Raw genomic sequence first — 21867 nt, 5'->3', positions numbered from 1 at the left:
TTCCTTGGCCGTTAGGCGGAAAAGAGCGGGATCAACCCGGGGTCTTGTCCATCGTGTCGGCCTTGTCTTCCATGGCGTCGGCCTTGGCTTCGCCGGCATTGCGGACGGCATCAGCCTTGGCTTCCATGGCGTCTTCCGAAGCGCCGCCCATGGCGTCGGCCTTGTCTTCCATGGTGTCAGCGGCGGCTTCCGACGATTCACGCACGGCGCCAGCCTGATCTTCGGCGGCGTTTTCCTGCGCGCTGTCGCAAGCCGAAAGGCCAAGGCCCATCGCCACGACAGACGCCATCATCGCGCCCTTGAAAATTGCCTTCATGTCAGTCCCCTTCAGGTATGGAGAAGGCGGCCAAAGTGACCGCCTTCAGGTTGAAAGTTGGAATTTCGCGGATTAGCGAACCGAGCCGCGACGAACGAGGTTCACGATCGCCAGCAGGATCAGGGCGCCGAGGAACGAGACGATCAGCGTGCCGGCCGAAATGCCGTCGGTGATCGAACCGCCGCCGATCAGCGGAGCGAGAAGGAAGCCGCCCAGCAGCGCGCCGACAATGCCGACGACGATGTTCAGGAAGATGCCCTGCTGCGCGTCGGTGCGCATCACGATGCTGGCAAGCCAGCCAAGAATGCCGCCGACGACGAGAAGAATGATAAGGCCCATGGTAAGTACCCCTTTGAAGTTCAGTTGTCGGTTAAAATCCCGACGATGAACTTGGTTCCGCAAAAGCGGTGGGGCGTTTCGGGCCTTGTCGGTGTCAGCGCATCCCGAGCCAGACGAGTGCAATGGCGCCAGCCACGATGCGGTACCACGCAAAGGGCCTGAAGCCGGACTTGCTGACATATGCCACGAACATCCTGATAACCGCGAGCGCGACCACGAAGGATACGGCGAAACCGATGGCAATCTCGGTCCAGCCCACACCCATGGTGCCGGTCATCAGGGCATCGCGGTTGTCAAGCAGTTCGAGCGTGGTGGCGCCGAGCATTGTCGGGATGGCGAGGAAGAAGCTGAATTCGGCCGCAGTACGGCGTTCGATGCCCATGGCGAGCGCGCCCATGATCGTCGCGCCGGACCGGCTGACTCCGGGAACCATGGCCAGGCACTGCGCGGCGCCCACGCCGAGGGCCTGACGCAGCGGCAGTTCGCCAATGCCGGTCAGTTCGCCAGTCTTCGCGCTGCGTTCGATCAGCAGGATCGCCACCCCGCCCACGATGAGAGCCCAGCAGACGACGGAGGGGCTGCCCAGCAGCACGTCAATGTAGTCTTTCAGGGCAAGGCCGAGAATTGCAGAGGGAACGAACGCCGCCAGCAGATTGCGCAGGAACCGCAGCGACATGGGGTTCAGCTTGAGCAGGCCCATGCCCACGGCCCAGAACGTGCGCGAGTACTGCACCACCACCGCAAGGATCGCCCCCAGCTGGATGACGACGTTGAACATCGCCCACTGGTGCGCGTCATAGCCGAACAGCTCGGTGGCGAGGATGAGGTGCCCGGTCGAGGAGACCGGCAGGAACTCGGTGAGGCCCTCGACGATGCCGAGCAGGATGGCGGTGACGATCGTGTCCATGATGTCCCAAGCGTTTGCCGCAGTGCAGCATCAAGTCAAGGTGTTAGGCGGCAAGCCCTTCGAACTGCAGGCGGGCGAGCCGCGCATAGAGCCCGTCCGCCGCCGTCAGGCTGGCATGGGTGCCCTGTTCCACGATCTTGCCGGCATCCATGACCACGATGCGGTCCGCCGCGCGGATCGTGGCGAGACGGTGGGCGATGACCAGCGTCGTGCGGTCCTGCATCAGCCGGTCGAGCGCTTCCTGGACCAGCCGCTCGCTTTCGGCGTCGAGCGCGGAGGTCGCTTCATCAAGAAGCAGGATCGGCGAATTGCGCAGCACGGCGCGGGCGATGGCGATGCGCTGGCGCTGGCCACCAGAGAGGCGGGCGCCGTCCTCGCCCAGGAACGTGTCGAGGCCCTGCGGCAAATCGCGCAGGAACTGTTCGGCATTCGCCGCGCGGGCCGCTTCCCAGATGGCCTCGTCGCTGGCCTGCCAGTTGCCATAGCGCAGGTTGTCGCGCGCCGAAGCCGCGAACAGCGTAGCGTCCTGCGGGACGAGCGCGGTGCGCGCGCGGATTTCGGCAGGGTCGGCGCTGGTCAGCGGTACGCCATCGATGCGGATCATGCCGCCGTGCGGATCGTAGAAGCGCTGGGCGAGGAGGAACAGGGTCGACTTGCCAGCGCCTGACGGGCCGACGATGGCGACGGTTTCACCCGGCTCGACCGTCAACGAGAAGTCGTCGAGGGCGAGGACTTCGGGCCGCGACGGATAGCGGAAGGTCACGTTCTGGAACGCGATCTGTCCGCGCGGCGGTACGGGCAGGGCCGTTGGGCGGGCGGGGGCCGAGATCTCCGGTTCCTCGCGCAGCAGTTCATTGAGCCGTCCGGCAGCGCCAGCCCCGCGCAGCAGATCGCCATAGACTTCCGACAAGGCCCCTGCGGCACCGGCAACAAGGCCTGCCGTAATGACGATGGCAAAGATCGTGCCGCCGCTGATTGTCCCCTGCGCGACGCCGACGGCGCCTTCCCACACCAGCATGGTGATCCCGCCGAACACCAGCAGGATGACGATCGCGGTCATCACCGCGCGCAGGCTTATGCGGCGAAGCGCGGTCTGGAAGGTCGCCTCGACGCGCTCGCCGAAGCGCTCGAGCTCGCGCTTCTCCTGTCCAAAGGCCTGCACGATCTTCATTGCGCCGAGGACTTCGGCCACGATCACGCCGATGCCCGCCACGCGATCCTGGCTCGACCGGGAGACATTGCGGACGCGCCGCCCGAAGAACACGATCGGGCCGACGACCAGCGGGATGCCGACCATGAGGATCGCCGTCAGTTTCGGCGCCAGGTAGAACAGGTAACCGAGGCCGCCGATGGCCGTGATCGTGTTGCGCAACGCGACCGAAACCGTCGTGCCTACCACTTGTTCGATGATGGCGGTGTCCGAAGTCATCCGCGAGGAGATTTCCTTCGGGCTGTTGGTCTCGAAGAAGGACGGCGGCAGGCGCAAGAGATTCTGCTGCACGCGCAGGCGGATGTCGGCGACCACGCGCTCACCCAGCCAGGAAACAAAGTAGAAGCGGCAAGCCGTGCCGATCGCCAGAACCAGCACGATCAGCAGCAGATACTGGAACCAGCGTCCCAGGTCATCGACATTGGCGCCAGCGGCAAAGCCTTTGTCGATGATCAGGCGGAAGCCCGATGGAATGGCGAGTGTGGCTGCCGAGGTCGTCAGCAGCGCCAGTGCTGCAAATGCCAGTTGGCGGGGATACTTCAGCGCCTCGCGCCAGATCATGCGCAGCGGCCCGAGGGTCTTGGCCTTGGGGGCGGGCTCGGCAGCGGTCGGCGGGCTCTTGGTTTCCTCGTCCATGGCCGCGTGCCTAGCCGATGGCGGGGATTACCGAAAGGGGGCGGTTAGGGAACCCGCAACATGACCGGATATTTGTTGCGTTGCACAAACAATCGAATCGCGGCAATCTGTATACAAACGACTCCCGCTCTTTGGGCAGGCCATAATCAGAAGGTGTTCGCAGTGCTCTACAAGGCTTATGAAATCCAGCGCTCGCTGATGAACGCGGGCAGCGCCTGGGCCTCGATGATGGCCGATGCGCTGACCGATCCACGCAACCCGTGGGCGGGCGTCGGCCCCTCGCAGACCCTCGCCAACGCGCTCGATGTGTTCGCGCATGCAGCAGCGCCGCGCGGCAAGCCCGCGTTCGGCATCAAGGTCGTCCATGTCGACGGCACGGCCCATGCGGTCAAGGAAACAACGGTCGTTACGCGCCCGTTCGGTGACCTCAAGATGTTCACCCACGATGGCCTGCCCAAGAATGCGCCGCGCCTGCTGATCGTCGCACCGATGAGCGGGCACTACGCCACGCTGCTGCGCGGCACGGTCGAACGCATGCTCGAACGCTGCGTGGTCTACATCACCGACTGGGCCGATGCGAAGTATGTGCCGCTGGCCGAAGGCACGTTCGACCTCGACGATTACATCGATTACCTGACCGGCTTCCTCGAGCATATCGGTGAAGGCGCGCACATGATGGCGGTATGCCAGCCATCGGTCCCGGCCTTCGCCGCCACCGCGATCATGGGCGCCAGCAAGCACCCCTGCCGCCCGGTAACCCTGACGATGATGGGCGGGCCGATCGACACGCGCGAAAGCCCGACTGCGGTCAACGACCATGCGATCACCAAGCCCTATGTCTGGTTCAAGCACAACGTGATCACCACCGTGCCAACCAACTATCCGGGCGAGGGACGCCGCGTCTATCCGGGCTTCGTGCAGCTCGCCAGCTTCATGTCGATGAACCTCGGCAGTCACATGATGAGCCACTACAAGCTGTTCCAGCACATGAACGCCGGGGCCGACGAGAGCGCCGAAGCGACCAAGGCCTTCTACGACGAATATCGCGCGGTCTGCGATCTTCCCGCCGAGTTCTACCTGCAGACGGTGGATGTCGTGTTCCAGCGCCACGCGCTGCCCAAGGGCGAGTTCATTCACCGTGGCCAGGCCGTGGACCTTGGCGCGATCACCGACACCGCAATCCTGTGCATCGAGGGCGAGCGCGACGACATTTCGGGCATCGGCCAGACCAAGGCTGCTCTCAAGGTCACGCCGAACCTGCCCGAGGACATGAAGCAATATCTGCTCGCCCCCGAAGTCGGCCATTACGGCATCTTCAACGGCTCGCGCTGGCGCTCGTCGATCGCCCCGGTGGTCGAACAGTGGATCGCCCAGTTCGAGAAGAAGGCGAAAGGCCGCAAGCTCAGCGTCGTCGCCTGAATAACGGCAAGAAGCGTCAAATCCCGAAGCCGACCGTGCCAATCCGGCACAGGTCGGCTTTCCACTTCTCTGCAATATTGCGCAACTTTCCGGCAAGATCGCGGATGCCTTGAAATGGCAGAGGTGGCCTTGTGGACAAGGGAGCGCATTCTATCGGCGGACCGGGACGCGGAGCATCGCCCCGCGTCAGCATCGTGCTGCCGGTGCACAATGGCGCTGCCTTCCTCGATGAAGCGATACAATCGGTCCTCGACCAGACCTTTGCGGATTTCGAGCTGATCTGCGTCGACGACGGTTCCACCGACAGCACGCCCGCTATCCTCGCGCGCCATGCCGCAGCCGACGAGCGCATCCGCATCATCACCAATCGGCCCAACAAGGGCCTGCCGGGCGCTCTCAACACGGGTTTCGCTGCTGCACGCGGGCCATTGCATACCTGGACATCGGACGACAACATCGCGCGTCCCCACATGCTGGAACGCCTGGTCCAGACGCTTGATGCCAACCCCGATGCGGCCATTGCCCACGCCAACTACAGCGTGATCGACGGGCAGGGCCGCATCATTGGCTTCCAGAAGGTCGGGCCAGCTTCCGAGATACTGTTCGGCAACCGCATCGGCGCGGCGTTTCTCTATCGGGCCAAAGTGACCGAAGTGCTTGGGGGGTATGACACTGCGCTGTTCGGCGTCGAGGACTACGACTTCTGGCTGCGGGCAGCGCGCAGGTTCCGTTTTGTCACCCTGGATGAGGACCTCTATCTCTATCGACGTCATGAGGGGAGCCTGACTGACACGCGCGCGCTCAGGATCCACCGCCTCGTCGGCCAGATCATACGGCGCGAACTTGCCGCAGTGGACGATGCCGGACTGCGGGCGCGGGTGCTTCTTGAGCACGGCCTGGCAAGCCGCCTGGATGCTCGGCTGGGGATGCTGTGGCAGGCTTGCAAGGCGCGCCCCGGGCTTGGTCTGGCCAAGGCCCCGGCAATTGCGCGGCACCTGCTATTTCATCTGGTGCGCGCAATCTCCGCCAGCCTGGCCGGCCTCAGACAAAGAACTGCGTGATCCACTCGCACTGCAGCGCGGGCTTGGCCTCGCCCTCGATCTCGATGGTGATCTCCATGGTCTGCTGCCACTGACCGGGACGCTTCTCGTCCATCTCGAGCAGCTTGAAGACGCCGCGCACACGCTTGCCGACGCGCACCGGCGCAAGGAAGCGCGTGCGGTTGCCGCCGTAGTTGACGCCCATCTTGATATGTTCGGGCCGCGGGCAATCGCTTTCCATCGTCAGCAGCGGAATCAGCGACAGCGTCAGGAAGCCGTGCGCAATGGGGCCACCGAACGGGGTCAGCTTCGCCTTTTCCGGGTCAACGTGGATGAACTGGAAATCGCCGGTCGCCTCGGCAAACTTGTTCACTCGCTCCTGCGTGATCTCGATCCAGTTCGACGTGCCGACCACCTGGCCGATCCGAGCCTTGATTTCCTCGGGCGGAAGGAATGTCGTCATGGCGATGCGCTCTCCTGCTGATGTCTCTCGGCAGGCACAATGGCGACAAGCCGGACGCGGAGCAAGCGGGTTTAAGTGTGTGGTTAAGCCGTGGCGGGGCGCGGCGCAGGCTGCTGCGCTGCCTTGCGGAAAGGCTGCGGCTGTGCCGTCCGCACCCGTTTGATATAGGCCCACAGACCGCATTGCAGCCCGACCAGCATGTAGCAGAACGGCTGGAACGCGATGCCGACGAAAGTCGAGCCGACCAGGTAGATGACCTGCGCCTGCTGCAACGCTTCGGCAAGCGGCGCGACCCAGCGGAACTCTTCGGAGGTCTCCTTGCGATAGCGTCGTCGCAGCAATTCCATCTGCCATACGCCCAGAAGGTGCAGCGACAGCCATAGCGCCAGGCCGGGGTAGCCCTGCTCGCCCAGCATCTCGAAATAGCTCGAATGGTAGGCGCGCCCTTGCTCGACGATCGGCTGGTATTCGAGCGCGGCATTGTTGTCGCCGGCGTAGTCGGCCTTGACGGTATCGTACGTCAGCTTGTTCTGGCGATAGGCCTCGAACCCGCCGCCGAAGGGATGGCGCTTGGCGAACTCGATCGTCCACTTCCATACCGCCACGCGCGTCGAGGCGGATTGGTCGGACTGGTGGTTCCTGATCGTGCTCATCCGGTCCGTGAACTCCTTTGGCAGGAGCGGGACCGCGATCAGGGCACCGGCCGCCATGACCGAGACGATCAGCATGCGTCGCTTGGCCGTGCGCAGGATCATGGCCGCCAGAACGACGACGCAGACCAGGCCGGTGCGCGCGCCCGTGCCGATCGGCATCAGCGCGCAGGCAAAGCACAGCGCCCAGGCAAAGATCTTCACCCGCCAGTCGGGCGGAAAGATCGTGCCATAGCGCGACAGCCAAAGCGCCAGCGGGATTACCGCGATGGCGACGGCCGAGATGATCGAACCTTCGTAGAGCCCGGTATTGTCGTTCACCAGCAGGCGCAATTCGCCGTAGCCCCCGCCGCCTGCCGCAGTCTTGATCCCGCCGCCGATCACGATCACTCCGATCGACAGAGCCAGGATCAGCGTGATCGCCTCGATTCTCAGGCGGGTGCGCAGGGTGAGGGGCAGGAACAGCGCCCACAGCAGCGCCTTCCACACCCACGCCCACTTCTCCGCCGCTTCTACCGGGAAGTCGGCGGCCTGCGTCGTCAGCCCGCAGTAGACCAGCAGGGTCAGCAGCAGGAACTGGCGCAGCGAGATGCGGATGCCGTTCTTGTCCTCGGCCACGAACCACGAGACGAACGCGCAGAGGAACGCGATCAGAGATACCGGGATGTGGCTGAGGATGCCCCAACTGACCTTCTGCGGCGCGACGATGTCGATGTAGCTGTAGGCCAGCACGAAGATGAACGGCTTGCGAAAGCCCGCGCCGATGAAGCCGAGCACGCAGGACAGCAGGAACAGGTCAAGCATCGCCACCGCCCGGCGCCTGCTCGCGGCCTTTGCGGAATGGTGTCTTGCGGCTCGGCAGGGAAGGGTCGTCGTTGAGATCGTCACGATGCAGCAGGCGCCAGATGGCGATCGCCATCAGCACGTGCGGCAGGATTATCGTGAACTTGTCGATCATTGCAGGACTTGCGCTAGCCGATCGAGGTTGACGCGGCGTTAAGCCTTCCATGGCAGAGCGTTGACCATGACACGCGTGCTCCACGTTCTCGATCATTCGCTGCCGATGCACAGCGGCTACACCTTCCGCACCCGCGCCATCCTCAAGGCGCAGGCAGCGATGGGGCTGGAGGTGCGCGCCGTGACGGGGCAGCGCCACACGGCGCCTATGCCGAGCGATCCCGAAGTCGTCGATGGCCTGACCTTTTACCGCGCTGGCGGCACGGCGGGCGGCCTTCCGCTGGTGCGCGAATGGTCCGAAGTTGCAATGCTGGCCGAGCGCATCGTCGCCATCGCGCGCGAATGGCGGCCAGATGTGCTTCACGCCCATTCGCCGGCGCTGTGCGGCCTTGCGGCACTCCGGGCCGGGCGCAAGCTCGGCATCCCGGTCGTCTATGAGATCCGTGCGTTCTGGGAGGACGCCGCCGTCGGCAATGGAACGGGGCGCGAAGGCTCGGCCAAGTACTGGCTGACGCGGGTGCTGGAAAACGATGTCGTCAGTGGCGCGGACCGCGTCGTGACGATCTGCGAAGGCCTGAGGGCCGATCTGATCGCCCGCGGCTTTGCGCCGGAAAAGCTGTCGATCATGCCCAACGGCGTCGACCTCGACCTGTTCGGCGAACCGCTGCCGCGCGATGCCGGGCTGGCAAACGAACTGGAGCTGGGAGAGGGGCCAGTGATCGGCTTCCTTGGCAGCTTCTACCCTTACGAAGGCCTCGACGACCTGATTGCGGCAATGCCGGCCATCGTCGCTCGCGTGCCTAACGCGCGCCTGCTGATGGTTGGCGGGGGCCCTGCCGAAGCGGACTTGCGCGCGCAGGCGCAGGCCTCGGCGGTAGCAGACGCCATCCGCTTTGTGGGCCGCGTGCCGCATCACGAGGTGGATCGCTATTACTCCTTGGTCGACGTGGTCTGCTATCCGCGCAAGGCGATGCGGCTGACCGATCTCGTCACCCCCTTGAAGCCGCTTGAAGCCATGGCGCAAGGCAAGCTGGTCAGCGCCTCGGACGTCGGCGGGCATCGCGAACTGATCGAGCACGGCAGGACCGGCACCCTGTTCCCGCCCGACGATCCGGCCGGCCTTGCCACGGCCCTTGCCGATCTGCTCGGATCCCGCGACGGATGGCACACCCGGCGCGACGTTGCCAAGGCGTTCGTCCGTGAACGCCACGACTGGGCTGGCAACGTCAGACGTTATCTACCTGTTTACCAAGCCCTGTTACCGAATCACGAACTGCCATCAGTCGCGGCCTGAGCTGCGACGCCGGTGGCGGCAGGATGACCGAAACAGACAGGACGACGCCCACGTGACCGCGACAAAGCGCAAGCCAAAGCCCATCACCGCGCATCCGATGTTTCCGGTCGTGACATCCCTGTGGTTCGCAGCGTTCTTCGGCCTCGGCAGCTTTGCCGTGGCACCCTCCCTGCTCGAAGGTCCGGTCGTCGCGCTGGGGATTCCCGCAATCGTCCCTGCGGCCGCTCCACCACTCGCCTTTACCGCGCGCGTGCTGCTGGCGCTTGGCCTGCTGCTGCTGGGCGCAATCATCGGCTTTGTGGCAGGGCGCAAGCTCGCACCCAGAGAGGCCGCGCCGGTGCGCCGCCGTGACATGTCCGCTGCCCGCAGGCAGCGCAGTGACGAGACTGCTGATCGTTCCGACGAACCCCGCCGTGTCTTGAACCCTGCCGAGGACCTTGGTGAGCCGCTTGACGCGCCCGCCGAAGATCTGGTGGCGCCGTTGCGTCGGCGCGCATTGTCGCTGGCCGACGAAGGTCAGCCGCAGGTTCCGGCCGAGGATGCGCCGCTCCCCGGATATCTGCCGTGGGAGAATGCTTCCCCAGCCTATCCCCCGGTCGCCCGCGATGAAGATCCGCTCGCCCTGGAAGGTCTGCTCGAAGCCGCTGCAGGCGCGGCCGAGGGCTCGCTCGGGGCCGGGCCGTTTTCCGCCCCTGCCGATTCGGATGAAGAGCAGTTCGCAGCCTTTGCGCCTCCGGCCGCCTTCACGCAGGAAGTTGAAGCGCCGTCTGTTGCGGCTCGCGATGTCGAACACGATTCCGCTCGGCCGACAGAGCAGGTCCCTGCTGCCTCTGTTCTGGCACCCAAGCCCCTGCTTCAGGCCCCTGCCGCGCAGGTGACCCCGATCGAGCGCGCGCCGCTTGATGGTCTGGGCATGGTCCAGCTTGTCGAACGTCTTGCCGTCGCGATTGCCCGCCATGCACCCCCCGTGCGGGATGCCGCGCCGCTTGAGGCCTCCGCCTATGCGGCTCCAGTGGTGCCGGAAAACCCTGTTCCCGTCGAAACCGTGGCAGCCCCTCAGCCCGAACGGGTTGATGAAGTCCGCGACGATCTGCGAGTCGTCCGGCTGCGTCCGCTTGCCGTTGAACTGACGCCGCCGCTTGACGAAGATGACGAGCAGGAGGGAGTCGCGCAGCTCGCCCGCTTCCTGCGCGCACCGGCTGCGTCTGCACCGGAAACATCCGCACCCGCCACCGATGATCCGGCCGAGCCCGAGGTCGCGGAAGAGCGCTATCCTTCGCTGCTCGACATGGGGCCCGCCTCGCTCCGCCAGCACTCGCCCCGCATCGACGATGGCCTTGCCCTGGAGGACGAGCCCGCCCCCGCAGACGTTGAACCGACCGTGGTGTTTCCCGGGCAGGTTTCCGCGCTGCAGGGTGGATTGCGCCGGTTCGAACGGCCCTCGATCCTGCCGGTCCAGGGTTCGCCCTTGGCAGCACCTGGACAGGCAGCGCCCTCGACTCCGGCAGAAGTCCTGCCCGATGCGTCACCAGATGCGCCCGGCGGGCTGGCTGATCCCGAAGAGGCCGACCGGGCACTTCGCGCCGCTCTGGCAACGCTTCAGCGGATGACCGCGCAGGGCTAGTTTTCCACGTCCCTCGCGGCACTTTCGGGCAGGAAGACGCGGCGGAGCCGCACTTTCTGCCATGTCGCAACCGTATTTACGGCATTAACCGCGCACTTGATGCCCTTGCGCGGTTGCAAAATAACTTTCCTGCAGTCATGGGGGCACTTCGCGCAATTTTCGTCGCTTTTCCGCGAGGGTGATTCGCGCGCCGCTGCCTTTTTGGCCATTGCCTTATTGGATGTAGGACGATCATCGAGATGGGATTTCCGCCGCTTCAGGGCCTGTACGATCCGCGTAATGAGCATGACGCCTGTGGCGTGGGCTTTATTGCCCACATCAAAGGCCAGAAAAGCCATGCGATTGTGGACCAGGCGCTGGAAATTCTGCACAATCTTGACCATCGCGGTGCCGTCGGCGCCGATCCGCTGCTGGGCGATGGCGCTGGCATCCTGATCCAGATCCCCGACCAGTTGTTCCGCAAGTGGGCCGCTTCCGAAGGCAAGGACCTGCCGCAGCCGGGCGATTATGCCGTGGCCATGTGCTTCCTGCCCCAGGAAGAAGCTGCGCGCCTGTTCGTGACCGAATTCTTCGAGAAGTTCATCGCCAAGGAAGGCCAGGAACTGATCGGCTGGCGCGACGTGCCGACCACGCAGGACGGCCTCGGCAAGGCCGTCGTCGAATCGATGCCGGTGATCCGCCAGTGCTTCATCAAGCGCGGTGCCAACACGCCGGATCAGGACGCTTTCGAGCGCAAGCTGCTCGCCATCCGCAAGCAGACGCAGAACCCGCTCAGCGCCATGGCCGAGAAGCACAATCTTCCCGGCGTCACGCAGCTCTACATGCCGAGCTTCTCGACCCGCACGATTGTCTACAAGGGCCTGCTGCTGGCAACGCAGGTCGGCTCGTTCTATGACGATCTGCGCGATCCGGACTGCGTTTCGGCCTTGGGCCTCGTGCACCAGCGCTTCAGCACCAACACCTTCCCGAGCTGGAAGCTGGCACACCCGTTCCGCTTCATCGCCCATAACGGTGAGATCAACACCGTTCGCGGCAACGTGAACTGGATGAACGCGCGCCGCCGCACCATGGAATCCGAGCTGCTCGGCCCGGATCTCGACAAGATGTGGCCGCTGATCCCGCACGGCCAGTCTGACACCGCCAGCCTCGACAACGCGCTCGAACTGCTGCTCGCCGGTGGCTACAGCCTTGCCCACGCCGTGATGATGCTCGTGCCCGAGGCGTGGGCCGGCAACCCGCTGATGGATTCCAAGCGTCGCGCGTTCTACGAATACCACGCCGCGCTCATGGAACCGTGGGATGGTCCCGCAGCCGTCGCGTTCACCGACGGACGCCAGATCGGCGCCACGCTCGATCGCAACGGCCTGCGCCCCGCACGCTTCTCGATCACCCGTGATGACCTGATCTGCATGGCTTCGGAAAGCGGTGTGCTGCCCTTCCGCGAGGAGGACATCGTCCGCAAGTGGCGCCTCCAGCCCGGCCGCATGCTCCTGATCGACATGGAGCAGGGCAAGATCATCGAGGACGAGGAAATCAAGGCCGAGCTGGCCAATGCCGAGCCTTACGAAGAATGGCTCGACCAGGCGCAGTACAAGCTCAAGGAGCTCGACGTGATCGAGCCCGAGCTGGCGGCGCTGCCGGTGGAAACCACCTCGCTGCTCGATCGCCAGCAGGCTTTCGGCTACACGCAGGAAGACGTCACCAAGTTCCTCGAACCGATGGGCATTGCTGGTGATGATCCGATCGGATCGATGGGCACCGACACGCCGATCGCAGTGCTTTCGAACCGCTCGCGCCTGCTGTTTGATTACTTCAAGCAGAACTTCGCGCAGGTGACCAACCCGCCGATCGACCCGATCCGCGAGGAACTGGTCATGTCGCTGGTCAGCATGATCGGGCCGCGCCCGAACCTGCTTGGCCGCGATGCCGGCACCCACAAGCGCCTCGAAGTCGACCAGCCGATCCTGACGAACGAGGACGTCGCCAAGATCCGCTCGGTCGAAGCCGCGCTCGACGGTGCCTTCCGCACCGGTACCATCGACACGACATGGGATGCCGCCAGCGGGGCCGATGGCCTCGAAATGGCGATCAAGGAAATGTGCTGGGCGGCCACCGAAGCCGTTCTCGCCGACAAGAACATCCTGATCCTGTCTGACCGCGCCCAGTGTGAATCGCGCATTCCGATGCCGGCCGCGCTGGCAACGGCTGCAGTGCACCAGCACCTCGTCCGTCAGGGGCTCCGCATGCAGACCGGTCTCGTCGTCGAAACGGGCGAAGCGCGCGAAGTTCACCACTTCTGCGTGCTTGCGGGCTACGGCGCCGAAGCGATCAACCCCTATCTGGCGTTCGAAACGCTGGAGCAGATCCGCGTTGCCAAGGAGCTTCCGCTCGAGGCCAAGGACGTCAAGAAGAACTATATCAAGGCTATCGGCAAGGGCATCCTCAAGGTCATGTCCAAGATGGGCATCTCGACCTACCAGTCCTACTGCGGTGCCCAGATCTTCGACGCCGTCGGCCTGTCGACCGATTTCGTGAATGCCTATTTCACCGGCACCGCCACGACGATCGAAGGCGTTGGCCTCAAGGAAATCGCGGAAGAGACCGTGCGCCGTCACGCCACGGCCTATGGCGACAATCCGATCTACAAGAAGATGCTCGATGTGGGTGGCATGTACCAGCTGCGCCTGCGCGGCGAAGAGCATGCCTGGACGGCATCGAACATCGCCAACCTGCAGCACGCGGTTCGTGGCAACACGCCTGAAAAGTATCGTGAGTTCGCAGAGTCGATCAACGACCAGTCTGAACGGATGCTCACCATCCGCGGGTTGATGGAGTTGAAGAAGGCTGATCAGCCGGTCCCGCTTGAAGAAGTTGAACCAGCTGCCGAAATCGTCAAGCGCTTCGCCACCGGCGCGATGAGCTACGGCTCGATCTCGTGGGAGGCGCACACCACGCTCGCCGTGGCGATGAACCGCATCGGCGGCAAGTCGAACACCGGCGAAGGTGGTGAGGACCCCGCGCGCTTCAAGCCGCTCGCCAATGGCGATTCGATGCGCTCGGCGATCAAGCAGGTCGCATCGGGCCGCTTCGGTGTCACCGCGGAATACCTCGTCAATGCCGACGACGTGCAGATCAAGATGGCGCAGGGCGCAAAGCCCGGTGAAGGCGGCCAGCTGCCGGGTGACAAGGTCGACAAGACCATCGGAAAGACCCGTCACTCGACCCCGGGCGTCGGCCTGATCTCGCCGCCGCCGCACCACGACATCTACTCGATCGAAGATCTCGCGCAGCTCATTCACGATCTCAAGAACGTGAACACCGGCGCGCGCATCTCGGTCAAGCTGGTGTCCGAAGTGGGCGTCGGCACCGTGGCAGCGGGCGTGTCCAAGGCACGCGCCGACCACGTGACGATCTCGGGCTACGAAGGCGGCACCGGTGCTTCGCCGCTGACCTCCCTGACGCACGCCGGCAGCCCATGGGAAATCGGCCTTGCCGAAACCCAGCAGACCCTGCTGCTCAACAATCTGCGCAGCCGCATCTGCGTGCAGGCTGATGGTGGCCTGCGCACGGGCCGTGACGTCGCGGTTGCCGCGCTGCTCGGCGCTGACGAGTTCGGCTTTGCCACCGCGCCGCTGATCGCGGCGGGCTGCATCATGATGCGCAAGTGCCATCTCAACACTTGCCCGGTCGGCGTCGCCACCCAGGACCCGGTCCTGCGTGCGCGGTTCACCGGCCAGCCTGAACACGTGATCAACTACTTCTTCTTCGTCGCCGAAGAGCTGCGCGCGATCATGGCCGAAATGGGCTTCCGCACGGTTGCCGAGATGGTCGGCCGCGTGGACCGCCTCGACGTGAAGAAGGCCGTGTCGCACTGGAAGGCACAGGGCGTCGATCTGTCGAAGCTGCTGCACAAGGTGGAGCCGGTCGAAGGCACGACTCTGAACTGGAGCGAGACGCAGGATCACGGTCTCGAAGCCGCGCTCGACAAGGACCTGATCGCTGCCAGCGCTCCGGCCTTGGACAAGGGTGAACCGGTCCGCCTCGAACGCAAGGTCATCAACGTCAACCGCACGGTCGGCGCGATGCTCTCGGGCGAAGTGGCCAAGAAGTACGGGCACAAGGGCCTGCCGGACAACACCATCCACATCTCGTTCAAGGGTGTGGCAGGGCAGTCGTTCGGCGCGTTCCTCGCGCATGGCGTGACGCTCGATCTCGTCGGCGATGCCAACGACTATGTCGGCAAGGGCCTGTCGGGCGGCCGCGTGATCGTCCGCCAGCCGAGCCATGTCGATCGTGACCCGACCGAGAACATCATCGTCGGCAACACCGTGCTCTATGGTGCGATCGCCGGTGAGGCCTACTTCAACGGCGTCGGCGGTGAGCGCTTCGCGGTGCGCAACTCGGGCGCCCTCGCGGTAGTCGAAGGCACTGGCGATCACGGCTGCGAATACATGACCGGCGGCGTCGTCGTCGTCCTCGGCAAGACCGGACGCAACTTTGCGGCAGGCATGTCGGGCGGCGTCGCTTACGTCTACGACGTCGACGGCAACTTCGCACAGCTCGTCAACGGCGCGATGGTCGATGTCCTGCCGATCTCGGCAGAGCGCGACGAAGACGATGGTGCAGGCCGTCCGCAGCAGCGCGGGATCGATGTCTACGACTACGGCATGGGCGACATGCTGCGTCACGATGCCGAACGCCTGCGGGTGCTGGTGGAACGCCACCATCTCTACACCGGCAGCAAGCGCGCTCGCGAGATCCTCGACAACTGGGGTGAATCGCTCGCGAAGTTCGTCAAGGTCATGCCGCGCGACTATGCGCGGGCGCTCCGTCAGATGGAGGCCGAGCGCCTCGAAGCCGCCTCGGTCGCGGCTGAGTAAGGGTTAGATTACAATGGGTAAGGCAACCGGCTTTCTCGAGATCGATCGTCAGGACCGCAAGTACGATGCGCCTGCCGAACGCCTGAAGCACTATCGCGAGTTCGTGATCCCGCACGATGATGCCGGCCTCAAGGGCCAGGCATCGCGCTGCATGAACTGCGGCATACCGTACTGCCACAACGGCTGTCCGGTGAACAACCAGATCCCCGACTGGAACCACCTGGTCTACGAGAACGACTGGCGCGAAGCGCTGACCAATCTCCACTCGACCAACAACTTCCCCGAGTTCACCGGCCGCATCTGCCCCGCCCCGTGCGAGGCGGCGTGCACGCTGAACATCGTGGACCAGCCGGTGACCATCAAGTCGATCGAATGCGCCATCGTCGATCGCGGATGGAAGGAAGGCTGGATCGAGCCGCAGGTGCCTGCCAAGAAGACCGGCAAGTCTGTCGCTGTCGTCGGTTCCGGCCCGGCAGGCATGGCCGCGGCCCAGCAGCTGGCCCGCGCCGGCCACTCGGTGACGGTGTTCGAAAAGAACGACCGTGTTGGCGGGTTGCTGCGCTACGGCATCCCTGACTTCAAGATGGAAAAGACCCACATCAACCGCCGCGCGATGCAGATGGAGGCCGAAGGCGTCCAGTTCCGCACCAGCGTGGAAGTGGGCGTGACCGTATCCTTCGCAAGCCTGCAGGAAAACTTCGATGCCGTGGTGCTCGCAGGCGGCGCGGAAGACCCCCGCGGCCTCAACATCCCCGGCGCCGAACTTCCCAGCGTGCGCATGGCGATGGAATTCCTGACCCAGCAGAACAAGCGCAATGCCGGGGATGACGAACTGCGCGCTGCCCCGCGCGGCTCACTCACCGCCACCGGCAAGCACGTCGTCGTGATCGGCGGCGGTGACACCGGTTCGGACTGCGTCGGAACCTCGAACCGCCAGGGTGCCGCTTCGGTCACCCAGCTCGAAATCATGCCCAAGCCGCCCGAGAAGGAAGACAAGGCGCTCAGCTGGCCGAACTGGCCGCTCAAGCTGCGCACTTCGTCGAGCCACGAGGAAGGCTGCGAGCGCGAGTTCGCCGTGCTGACCAAGCGCGTCGTCGGTGAGAACGACGTCTCGGGACTCGAATGCGTCCGCGTCGAATGGGTCAATGGCCAGATGCAGGAAGTGCCGGGCAGCGAGTTCGTGCTCAAGGCCGACCTGATCCTGCTCGCCATGGGCTTCGTCGGCCCGCGCAAGCAGGGCCTGCTCGAACAGGCCGGCGTCGAACTCGACCCGCGTGGCAACGTCAAGGGCAACGTGGTCGACTACAAGACCAGCGTCGACAACGTCTTTGCCTGCGGTGACATGCGCCGCGGTCAGAGCCTCGTCGTCTGGGCGATCCGCGAAGGCCGCCAGTGCGCCCGCGCCGTCGATCAGGCGCTGATGGGCGTTAGCGAACTGCCACGCTGATTTTAGGCGTTAGCCGATCAAGAAAGGGGCGTCCGCAGCGGCGCCCCTTTTTTCGTTGGCATCCTTCGACAGGCTCAGGACGAGCGGACGTCGAAGGTGTGGCGCGATGGTCTCAAATAAGCCCGCTCATGCTGAGCTTGTCGAAGCATCCGACGTAAGCTTCAACCGTCGCCATCGGGCGCTACCGCAGGCATGGCCTTGGTCCGGCACACCAGCAGCTTGTCGATCTTGCGGCCATCCATGTCGACCACCTCGAACCGCCATCCCTGGTCGTGGAAGTGCTCGCCCTCGTTGGGCAGCTTCTTGAGCACTGACAGGCAGTAGCCGGCTGTGGTTGCAAACTCGCGGTCATCAGGCAGGTCAAGCCCGAGCCGGTCGGCCAGGGCATCGGCGGGCAGGGCGCCCGAGATCAGCAGCGATCCGTCCTCGCGCTCGACCACCATGGGCTCGTCGCCGGCATCGGCGTGGCCGACGAAGTTCCCGGCAATCGCTGCCAGCAGGTCTGCCGGCGTGACGATGCCTTCGAGGTGGCCATACTCGTCATGGACCAGTGCGATCGCCACTTCAGCTTGCTGGATCATGCCGAGTGCATCCATCGTGTCGAGCTGGTCAGGCACGATCGCCGGCTTCTTCATCAGCCGCCCGAGTTGCACCTTGCGCCCGCGCAGCAGCGTCGAGAACACGTCGCGCACCTTCACCACCCCGACGATGCGATCGACAGATCCGTCCGCAACCAGCAGCAGCGAGTGGGGACTATCGTCGATCGCTTCGCGCAGTTCGGCTTCGCTCGCCTTGCGTTCGATCCAGTGAAGCTCGGTACGCGGCGTCATCACTTCTCGCACCGGCCGTTCGGCAAGGCGCATGATCCCGGTCATGATGGCCCGCTCGTCCTCCTCGATCACGCCCGAGCGCGTGGCCTCGGCGAAGATCATGTGGAGTTCCTCGGCGGTCACTTCCTGCTCGCTGCCCTGCTTCAGGCCAAGCAGGCGGATGATCGCGCTGGAGGAATTGTCCAGCAGCCAGACGAACGGCGCGGTGATCTTCGACATCAGCGCCATGGACGGCGCCGCCAGTTTGGCAATCGGTTCCGCCGCGCGCAACGCCAGTTGCTTTGGCACCAGTTCGCCGACAACGAGGCTGAGGTACGTGGTGATGGCGATGACGATGACGAAGCCAGCGTCGTCGGCATACTGCGCCGGGAATCCCCAGGCCTGAAGCCGCTCGGCTGTCGGTCCGCCAAGGCTCGACCCCGAATAAGCACCTGCGATGATGCCCACCAGCGTGATGCCGATCTGCACTGTCGATAAAAATTTGCCGGGGTCAGCCGCCAGCGCCAAAGCAACTTTCGCGCCCTTGCTGCCCTCTTCGGCGGCGACTTTCAGGCGGGCAGGTCGTGCAGAGACAATCGCCAGTTCCGACATGGAAAACAGGCCATTGAGCACAACGAGGCCCAGGATCACGAGGACGTCAGACCAGGGAAAAGGTGTCACGCAAAGGCCCCTAACAGATTTAGGGGGAAAGGCGAATAGCGCGAGGATTGTTCCTGATGATTGCGAAACTCAAGTTCCCGTTCGGGAACCGTTCAGTCGAAGTGGGCGTATTTCTCCCTGTCAAAGCGGCATTGCGGCGCTAAGCTCGTGTCCGGATGCTGGTAAAAGGGGACAGGAAATGAAAATCCGTCGTGTTCTTATGTCGAGCCTGTGCGCGGTTTCGCTGGTCAGTCTGTCGGCCTGCGTCACCGATCCCAACACCGGCGAAAAGAAGGTTTCGCGTACGGCCATCGGCGGCATCGGCGGCGCGCTTGGTGGCGCCCTGCTCGGTGGGCTGATCGGCGGCAAGACCGGACGCATCGTCGGCGCCGGCATCGGTGGCGTGGCCGGTGGCGTTATCGGTTACCAGAAGGACAAGCAGATCAAGGAGCTGCGCGAACAGACCGCAGGCACCGGCGTTGACGTGACCGAGACCGATGGCGGCAACGCCATTCTCGTCAATCTGCCCAATGGCGTGACATTCGACGTCGACAGCTCGACCGTGAAGCCCGGCTTTGCCACAACGCTCGATCGCGTCGCCCAGTCGCTGGTCCAGTATCCGAACTCGTTGATCGACGTGTATGGTCACACCGATTCGACTGGTTCGGACGCCTACAATCAGGCCCTTTCGGAACGCCGTGCCCGCGCCGTTGCCGATTACCTGATCTCGCGGGGCGTGGGTTACGCCCGCATTCGCAGCCAGGGCTTCGGCGAATCGCAGCCGATCGCCTCGAATGATTCCGAGCAGGGCCGTCAGGCCAACCGCCGCGTCGAGATCAAGATCGTCCCCATCAGTCAGGACGATGTGAACGCGGCACGCTCGGGCCAGTAAGCACTGAAGCACATGTCAGCGGCGTCGCCCACCCGGGCGGCGCCGTTTGCCATGCGGAACATACGATTGGGCGTTGACCGGCGCGGGCCGAGACTGGCATCGGCTCTGACAAAGGAGACCAGTTCGATGCCCATTCAGCGCCGCAAGATCAACGGACGCGAGACCAACCCGATCGGTCTCGGCTGCATGTCGCTAAGCTGGGCCTACGCTGGCCGCCCAAGCGAAGAAGAGGGCATCCGCCTGCTCCAGCACGCGGTCGACATAGGCTACGACCATTTCGACACTGCCCGCCTCTATGGCTTGGGACACAATGAAACGCAGGTCGGTAACGCGCTGAAGGGCCGTCGCGACAAGGTGTTCCTCGCCTCGAAGATGGGCATTTTTGCCACCGGCGAGAAGCGCGGCGTTGATTGCCATCCCGATACGATCCGCAGCGAACTCGAGATCTCGCTCAGGCTGCTGCAGACCGATCACATCGATCTCTACTACATGCACCGGCGCGACAGGAACGTGCCGATCGAGGAATCGGTCGGGGCGATGGCCGACCTTGTCAAGGAGGGAAAGATCGGTGGCATCGGTTTGTCCGAGATGTCGGCCGAGACCCTCCGCCGTGCTGCTTCGGTCCACCCCATCGCCGCGATGCAGACCGAATATTCGCCATGGACGCGCCAGGCGGAAATCGCCGTGCTCAAGGCGTGCAAGGATCTCGGTACCGCTTTCGTCGCCTTCTCGCCCGTGGCACGCGGCGTGCTCGCCAATGGCCTGCGCGATCCGCAAGCGCTGCCCGATGGCGATATTCGCAAGGCCATGCCGCGTTTCATTGGCGAGAACTGGGACAAGAATCTTGCGCTGGTGGATTCGTTCAACACAATTGCGGCGAGGGAAGGGGTCACTCCTGCGCAGTTGTCGCTCGCCTGGGTCCTCTCACGTGGCGAACATGTCGTTGCCATTCCAGGCACCGGCAAGATTGCACATCTCGAAGAGAACATTGCGCGGTGGGACTGGGAAATCCCCGCTGTCGTCGCTGCCGAGGTCGACGCGCTGATCAACCAGCAGACGGTCTCCGGCCATCGCTATGCCGGCGCGATTTTGCCGACAATCGATACAGAAGATTTCGATTAAGCCAACTTCGCCGCACGCTCCGCCAGCCGCTCAACCGCAGCGGCATGGATCGCCGGGGCGGTTACCAGCAGCCCGAACGCGCGCGGATCGCGCTTGTTGTAGTCGAGCGGCTTTCCGAACGCATCGGATACCACCGCTCCCGCCTCGCGGGCGATCAGCGTGGCGGCGGCGATGTCCCATTCGAAGCCCCAGCGCAGCGTCGCCAGAAGATCCGCCTCGTTGGCACCGACCATGGCGATGCGCAGTGCGATAGAGTTGGGCTTGTCGACGGTCACGAGATCGGCGTCGGCCTTGGGCAGGCTGTCGGCGGGCACGCGCGATCCCGCCAGCACGGTGCGCGTGCTGGCTTGAAGCTTGCTGCCATTCCGCTCTGCACCTTGGCCCGCGACTGCTGACCAGTATTCGCCCCGGGCAGGCGCGCTCAGCGCCCCGATCAGCGGCCGCCCCTCGCTCACCAGCGCTACCGAAACCGACCAGCCCGGTCGCCCGCGCACAAAGTCGCGCGTGCCGTCCACGGGATCGACGAGCCAGCACAGACCGCGCTCCAATCGTTCGGGATGATCCACCGTTTCCTCGGAGAGCCAGCCGGCCGAAGGCAGCAGCGCGCCCAGTTCACGCTTCAGGAAGGCATCGACCGCAAGGTCTGCATCGCAAACCGGGCTGCCCGGCGTCTTTTCCCACACCTGGGGGGCGTGGCCATGGCCCGGCCACAGGCCCAGCGCCATTTCACCGGCGGCGCGAACGATCTGGTGGAGGCGGTCATAGTCGATCATTCTGCGCCTCCGTGCACAGCGGGGAACCTAACAATGTGCAATTGCGAGACGTTATCAAAAATAGCTTCGAGTCTCGCATTTACGCTCCTTTTCAAGCTCCCCGCTCTGTGCTTAAGGCATTCCGAGTCAAGCGCCAATGGCGGCGTATACCTTTGCGCCAGTGCGGCGCGCCTGTTCGAAACGGGGATAACGCATGAACGTCCATGAGTACCAGGCGAAGGAACTGCTTGCGAAGTTTGGTGTCGGCATTCCGGCTGGGATTGCGGCGCTGACGGTTGAGGAAGCGGTTGCTGCGGCCAAGCAGCTTCCGGGTCCGCTCTATGTGGTCAAGGCGCAGATCCATGCCGGCGGTCGCGGCAAGGGCAAGTTCAAGGAACTGCCTGCCGATGCCAAGGGCGGCGTGCGCCTGGCCAAGAGCATCGAGGAAGT

Annotated in this window: 19 protein-coding genes; 9 read left to right on the top strand and 10 right to left on the bottom strand. The window is 64.3% G+C overall.

Going from position 1 to position 21867, the window contains the following annotated elements; all coding sequences use genetic code 11:
- Window positions 1-31: 31 nt before the first annotated feature.
- From AC1Q5P_RS05050 to AC1Q5P_RS05035, 4 genes are all read right to left on the bottom strand, one after another.
- On the bottom strand, window positions 32-316 hold the full coding sequence (locus AC1Q5P_RS05050; protein ID WP_052242641.1) for a hypothetical protein: 285 nt from the start codon (window positions 314-316) through the stop codon (window positions 32-34).
- A gap of 72 nt (window positions 317-388) precedes the next feature.
- The gene (locus tag AC1Q5P_RS05045; RefSeq protein ID WP_039337201.1) at window positions 389-655 is read right to left on the bottom strand and encodes a GlsB/YeaQ/YmgE family stress response membrane protein; all 267 of its coding nucleotides are present in this window, start codon (window positions 653-655) and stop codon (window positions 389-391) included.
- Between the two features lie 94 nt (window positions 656-749).
- Window positions 750-1562, bottom strand: a complete 813-nt coding sequence (locus AC1Q5P_RS05040) for an undecaprenyl-diphosphate phosphatase (RefSeq protein WP_492518314.1) — start codon at window positions 1560-1562, stop codon at window positions 750-752.
- Between the two features lie 43 nt (window positions 1563-1605).
- Window positions 1606-3408, bottom strand: a complete 1803-nt coding sequence (locus tag AC1Q5P_RS05035; RefSeq protein ID WP_039337197.1) for an ABC transporter transmembrane domain-containing protein — start codon at window positions 3406-3408, stop codon at window positions 1606-1608.
- Window positions 3409-3570: 162 nt separating this feature from the next.
- On the opposite strand from AC1Q5P_RS05035, the gene AC1Q5P_RS05030 reads away from it, so the two are divergent.
- Together AC1Q5P_RS05030 and AC1Q5P_RS05025 are read left to right on the top strand one after the other, a co-directional pair.
- Window positions 3571-4827 (top strand): polyhydroxyalkanoate depolymerase, encoded by a 1257-nt coding sequence (locus tag AC1Q5P_RS05030; RefSeq protein WP_082734547.1) that lies wholly within the window; start codon window positions 3571-3573, stop codon window positions 4825-4827.
- Between the two features lie 131 nt (window positions 4828-4958).
- On the top strand, window positions 4959-5888 hold the full coding sequence (locus AC1Q5P_RS05025) for a glycosyltransferase family 2 protein (RefSeq protein WP_492518313.1): 930 nt from the start codon (window positions 4959-4961) through the stop codon (window positions 5886-5888).
- On the opposite strand, the gene AC1Q5P_RS05020 is transcribed toward AC1Q5P_RS05025, so the two are convergent.
- The 3 genes from AC1Q5P_RS05020 to AC1Q5P_RS05010 form a co-directional block, all read right to left on the bottom strand.
- The gene (locus AC1Q5P_RS05020; protein WP_039337195.1) at window positions 5869-6330 is read right to left on the bottom strand and encodes a MaoC family dehydratase; all 462 of its coding nucleotides are present in this window, start codon (window positions 6328-6330) and stop codon (window positions 5869-5871) included. The two genes, AC1Q5P_RS05025 and AC1Q5P_RS05020, sit on opposite strands and share 20 nt — an antisense overlap.
- Before the next feature lie 83 nt (window positions 6331-6413).
- Complete coding sequence (locus AC1Q5P_RS05015; RefSeq protein WP_492518487.1) at window positions 6414-7784, bottom strand: putative O-glycosylation ligase, exosortase A system-associated; 1371 nt, start codon at window positions 7782-7784, stop codon at window positions 6414-6416.
- Window positions 7777-7938 carry a hypothetical protein gene (locus AC1Q5P_RS05010; protein WP_156452022.1) on the bottom strand — a complete coding sequence of 54 codons (162 nt, stop codon included), beginning with the start codon at window positions 7936-7938 and terminating at the stop codon, window positions 7777-7779. Before AC1Q5P_RS05010 ends, AC1Q5P_RS05015 begins: the two co-directional genes overlap by 8 nt.
- Before the next feature lie 66 nt (window positions 7939-8004).
- Here AC1Q5P_RS05010 and AC1Q5P_RS05005 point away from each other — a divergent pair, with 66 nt between their 5' ends.
- Window positions 8005-9231: a TIGR04063 family PEP-CTERM/XrtA system glycosyltransferase gene (locus tag AC1Q5P_RS05005; protein WP_492518312.1), complete on the top strand. Its 1227-nt coding sequence runs from the start codon at window positions 8005-8007 to the stop codon at window positions 9229-9231.
- A gap of 52 nt (window positions 9232-9283) precedes the next feature.
- Window positions 9284-10855: a hypothetical protein gene (locus AC1Q5P_RS05000; protein ID WP_492518311.1), complete on the top strand. Its 1572-nt coding sequence runs from the start codon at window positions 9284-9286 to the stop codon at window positions 10853-10855.
- Here AC1Q5P_RS05000 and AC1Q5P_RS04995 read toward each other — a convergent pair.
- Entirely contained in the window at window positions 10852-11238 is a 387-nt protein-coding gene (locus tag AC1Q5P_RS04995) for a hypothetical protein (RefSeq protein WP_236727191.1), read from the bottom strand. The genes AC1Q5P_RS05000 and AC1Q5P_RS04995 overlap by 4 nt on opposite strands.
- On the opposite strand from AC1Q5P_RS04995, the gene gltB reads away from it, so the two are divergent.
- Both gltB and AC1Q5P_RS04985 read left to right on the top strand, forming a co-directional pair.
- Window positions 11155-15735 (top strand): glutamate synthase large subunit, encoded by a 4581-nt coding sequence (gene gltB / locus AC1Q5P_RS04990; protein WP_492518486.1) that lies wholly within the window; start codon window positions 11155-11157, stop codon window positions 15733-15735. The genes AC1Q5P_RS04995 and gltB overlap by 84 nt on opposite strands.
- 13 nt (window positions 15736-15748) lie before the next feature.
- A complete protein-coding gene (locus AC1Q5P_RS04985; RefSeq protein ID WP_193827496.1) occupies window positions 15749-17182 on the top strand; it encodes a glutamate synthase subunit beta in 1434 nt (477 codons plus the stop codon).
- Window positions 17183-17343: 161 nt separating this feature from the next.
- On the opposite strand, the gene AC1Q5P_RS04980 is transcribed toward AC1Q5P_RS04985, so the two are convergent.
- Window positions 17344-18672, bottom strand: a complete 1329-nt coding sequence (locus tag AC1Q5P_RS04980; protein WP_039337184.1) for a hemolysin family protein — start codon at window positions 18670-18672, stop codon at window positions 17344-17346.
- 178 nt (window positions 18673-18850) lie between these two features.
- Between AC1Q5P_RS04980 and AC1Q5P_RS04975 the strand changes: the two genes are divergently transcribed.
- A complete protein-coding gene (locus tag AC1Q5P_RS04975) occupies window positions 18851-19543 on the top strand; it encodes a YiaD family glycine zipper/OmpA-like lipoprotein (RefSeq protein WP_193827497.1) in 693 nt (230 codons plus the stop codon).
- A 126-nt stretch (window positions 19544-19669) separates the two neighbouring features.
- Window positions 19670-20665, top strand: coding sequence for an aldo/keto reductase (locus AC1Q5P_RS04970; RefSeq protein ID WP_492518310.1), 996 nt, complete (start codon window positions 19670-19672; stop codon window positions 20663-20665).
- Here AC1Q5P_RS04970 and AC1Q5P_RS04965 read toward each other — a convergent pair.
- Complete coding sequence (locus AC1Q5P_RS04965; RefSeq protein WP_039337177.1) at window positions 20662-21438, bottom strand: 3'(2'),5'-bisphosphate nucleotidase CysQ; 777 nt, start codon at window positions 21436-21438, stop codon at window positions 20662-20664. The two genes, AC1Q5P_RS04970 and AC1Q5P_RS04965, sit on opposite strands and share 4 nt — an antisense overlap.
- Before the next feature lie 193 nt (window positions 21439-21631).
- Between AC1Q5P_RS04965 and AC1Q5P_RS04960 the strand changes: the two genes are divergently transcribed.
- Window positions 21632-21867: ATP-grasp domain-containing protein (locus AC1Q5P_RS04960; RefSeq protein ID WP_492518309.1), on the top strand; the 236-nt coding region annotated here is incomplete at its 3' end.

It is taken from the genome of Novosphingobium sp. GW835-FHT14H07 (assembly GCF_058793515.1).
This window is presented reverse-complemented; position numbering and strand designations above follow the sequence as displayed.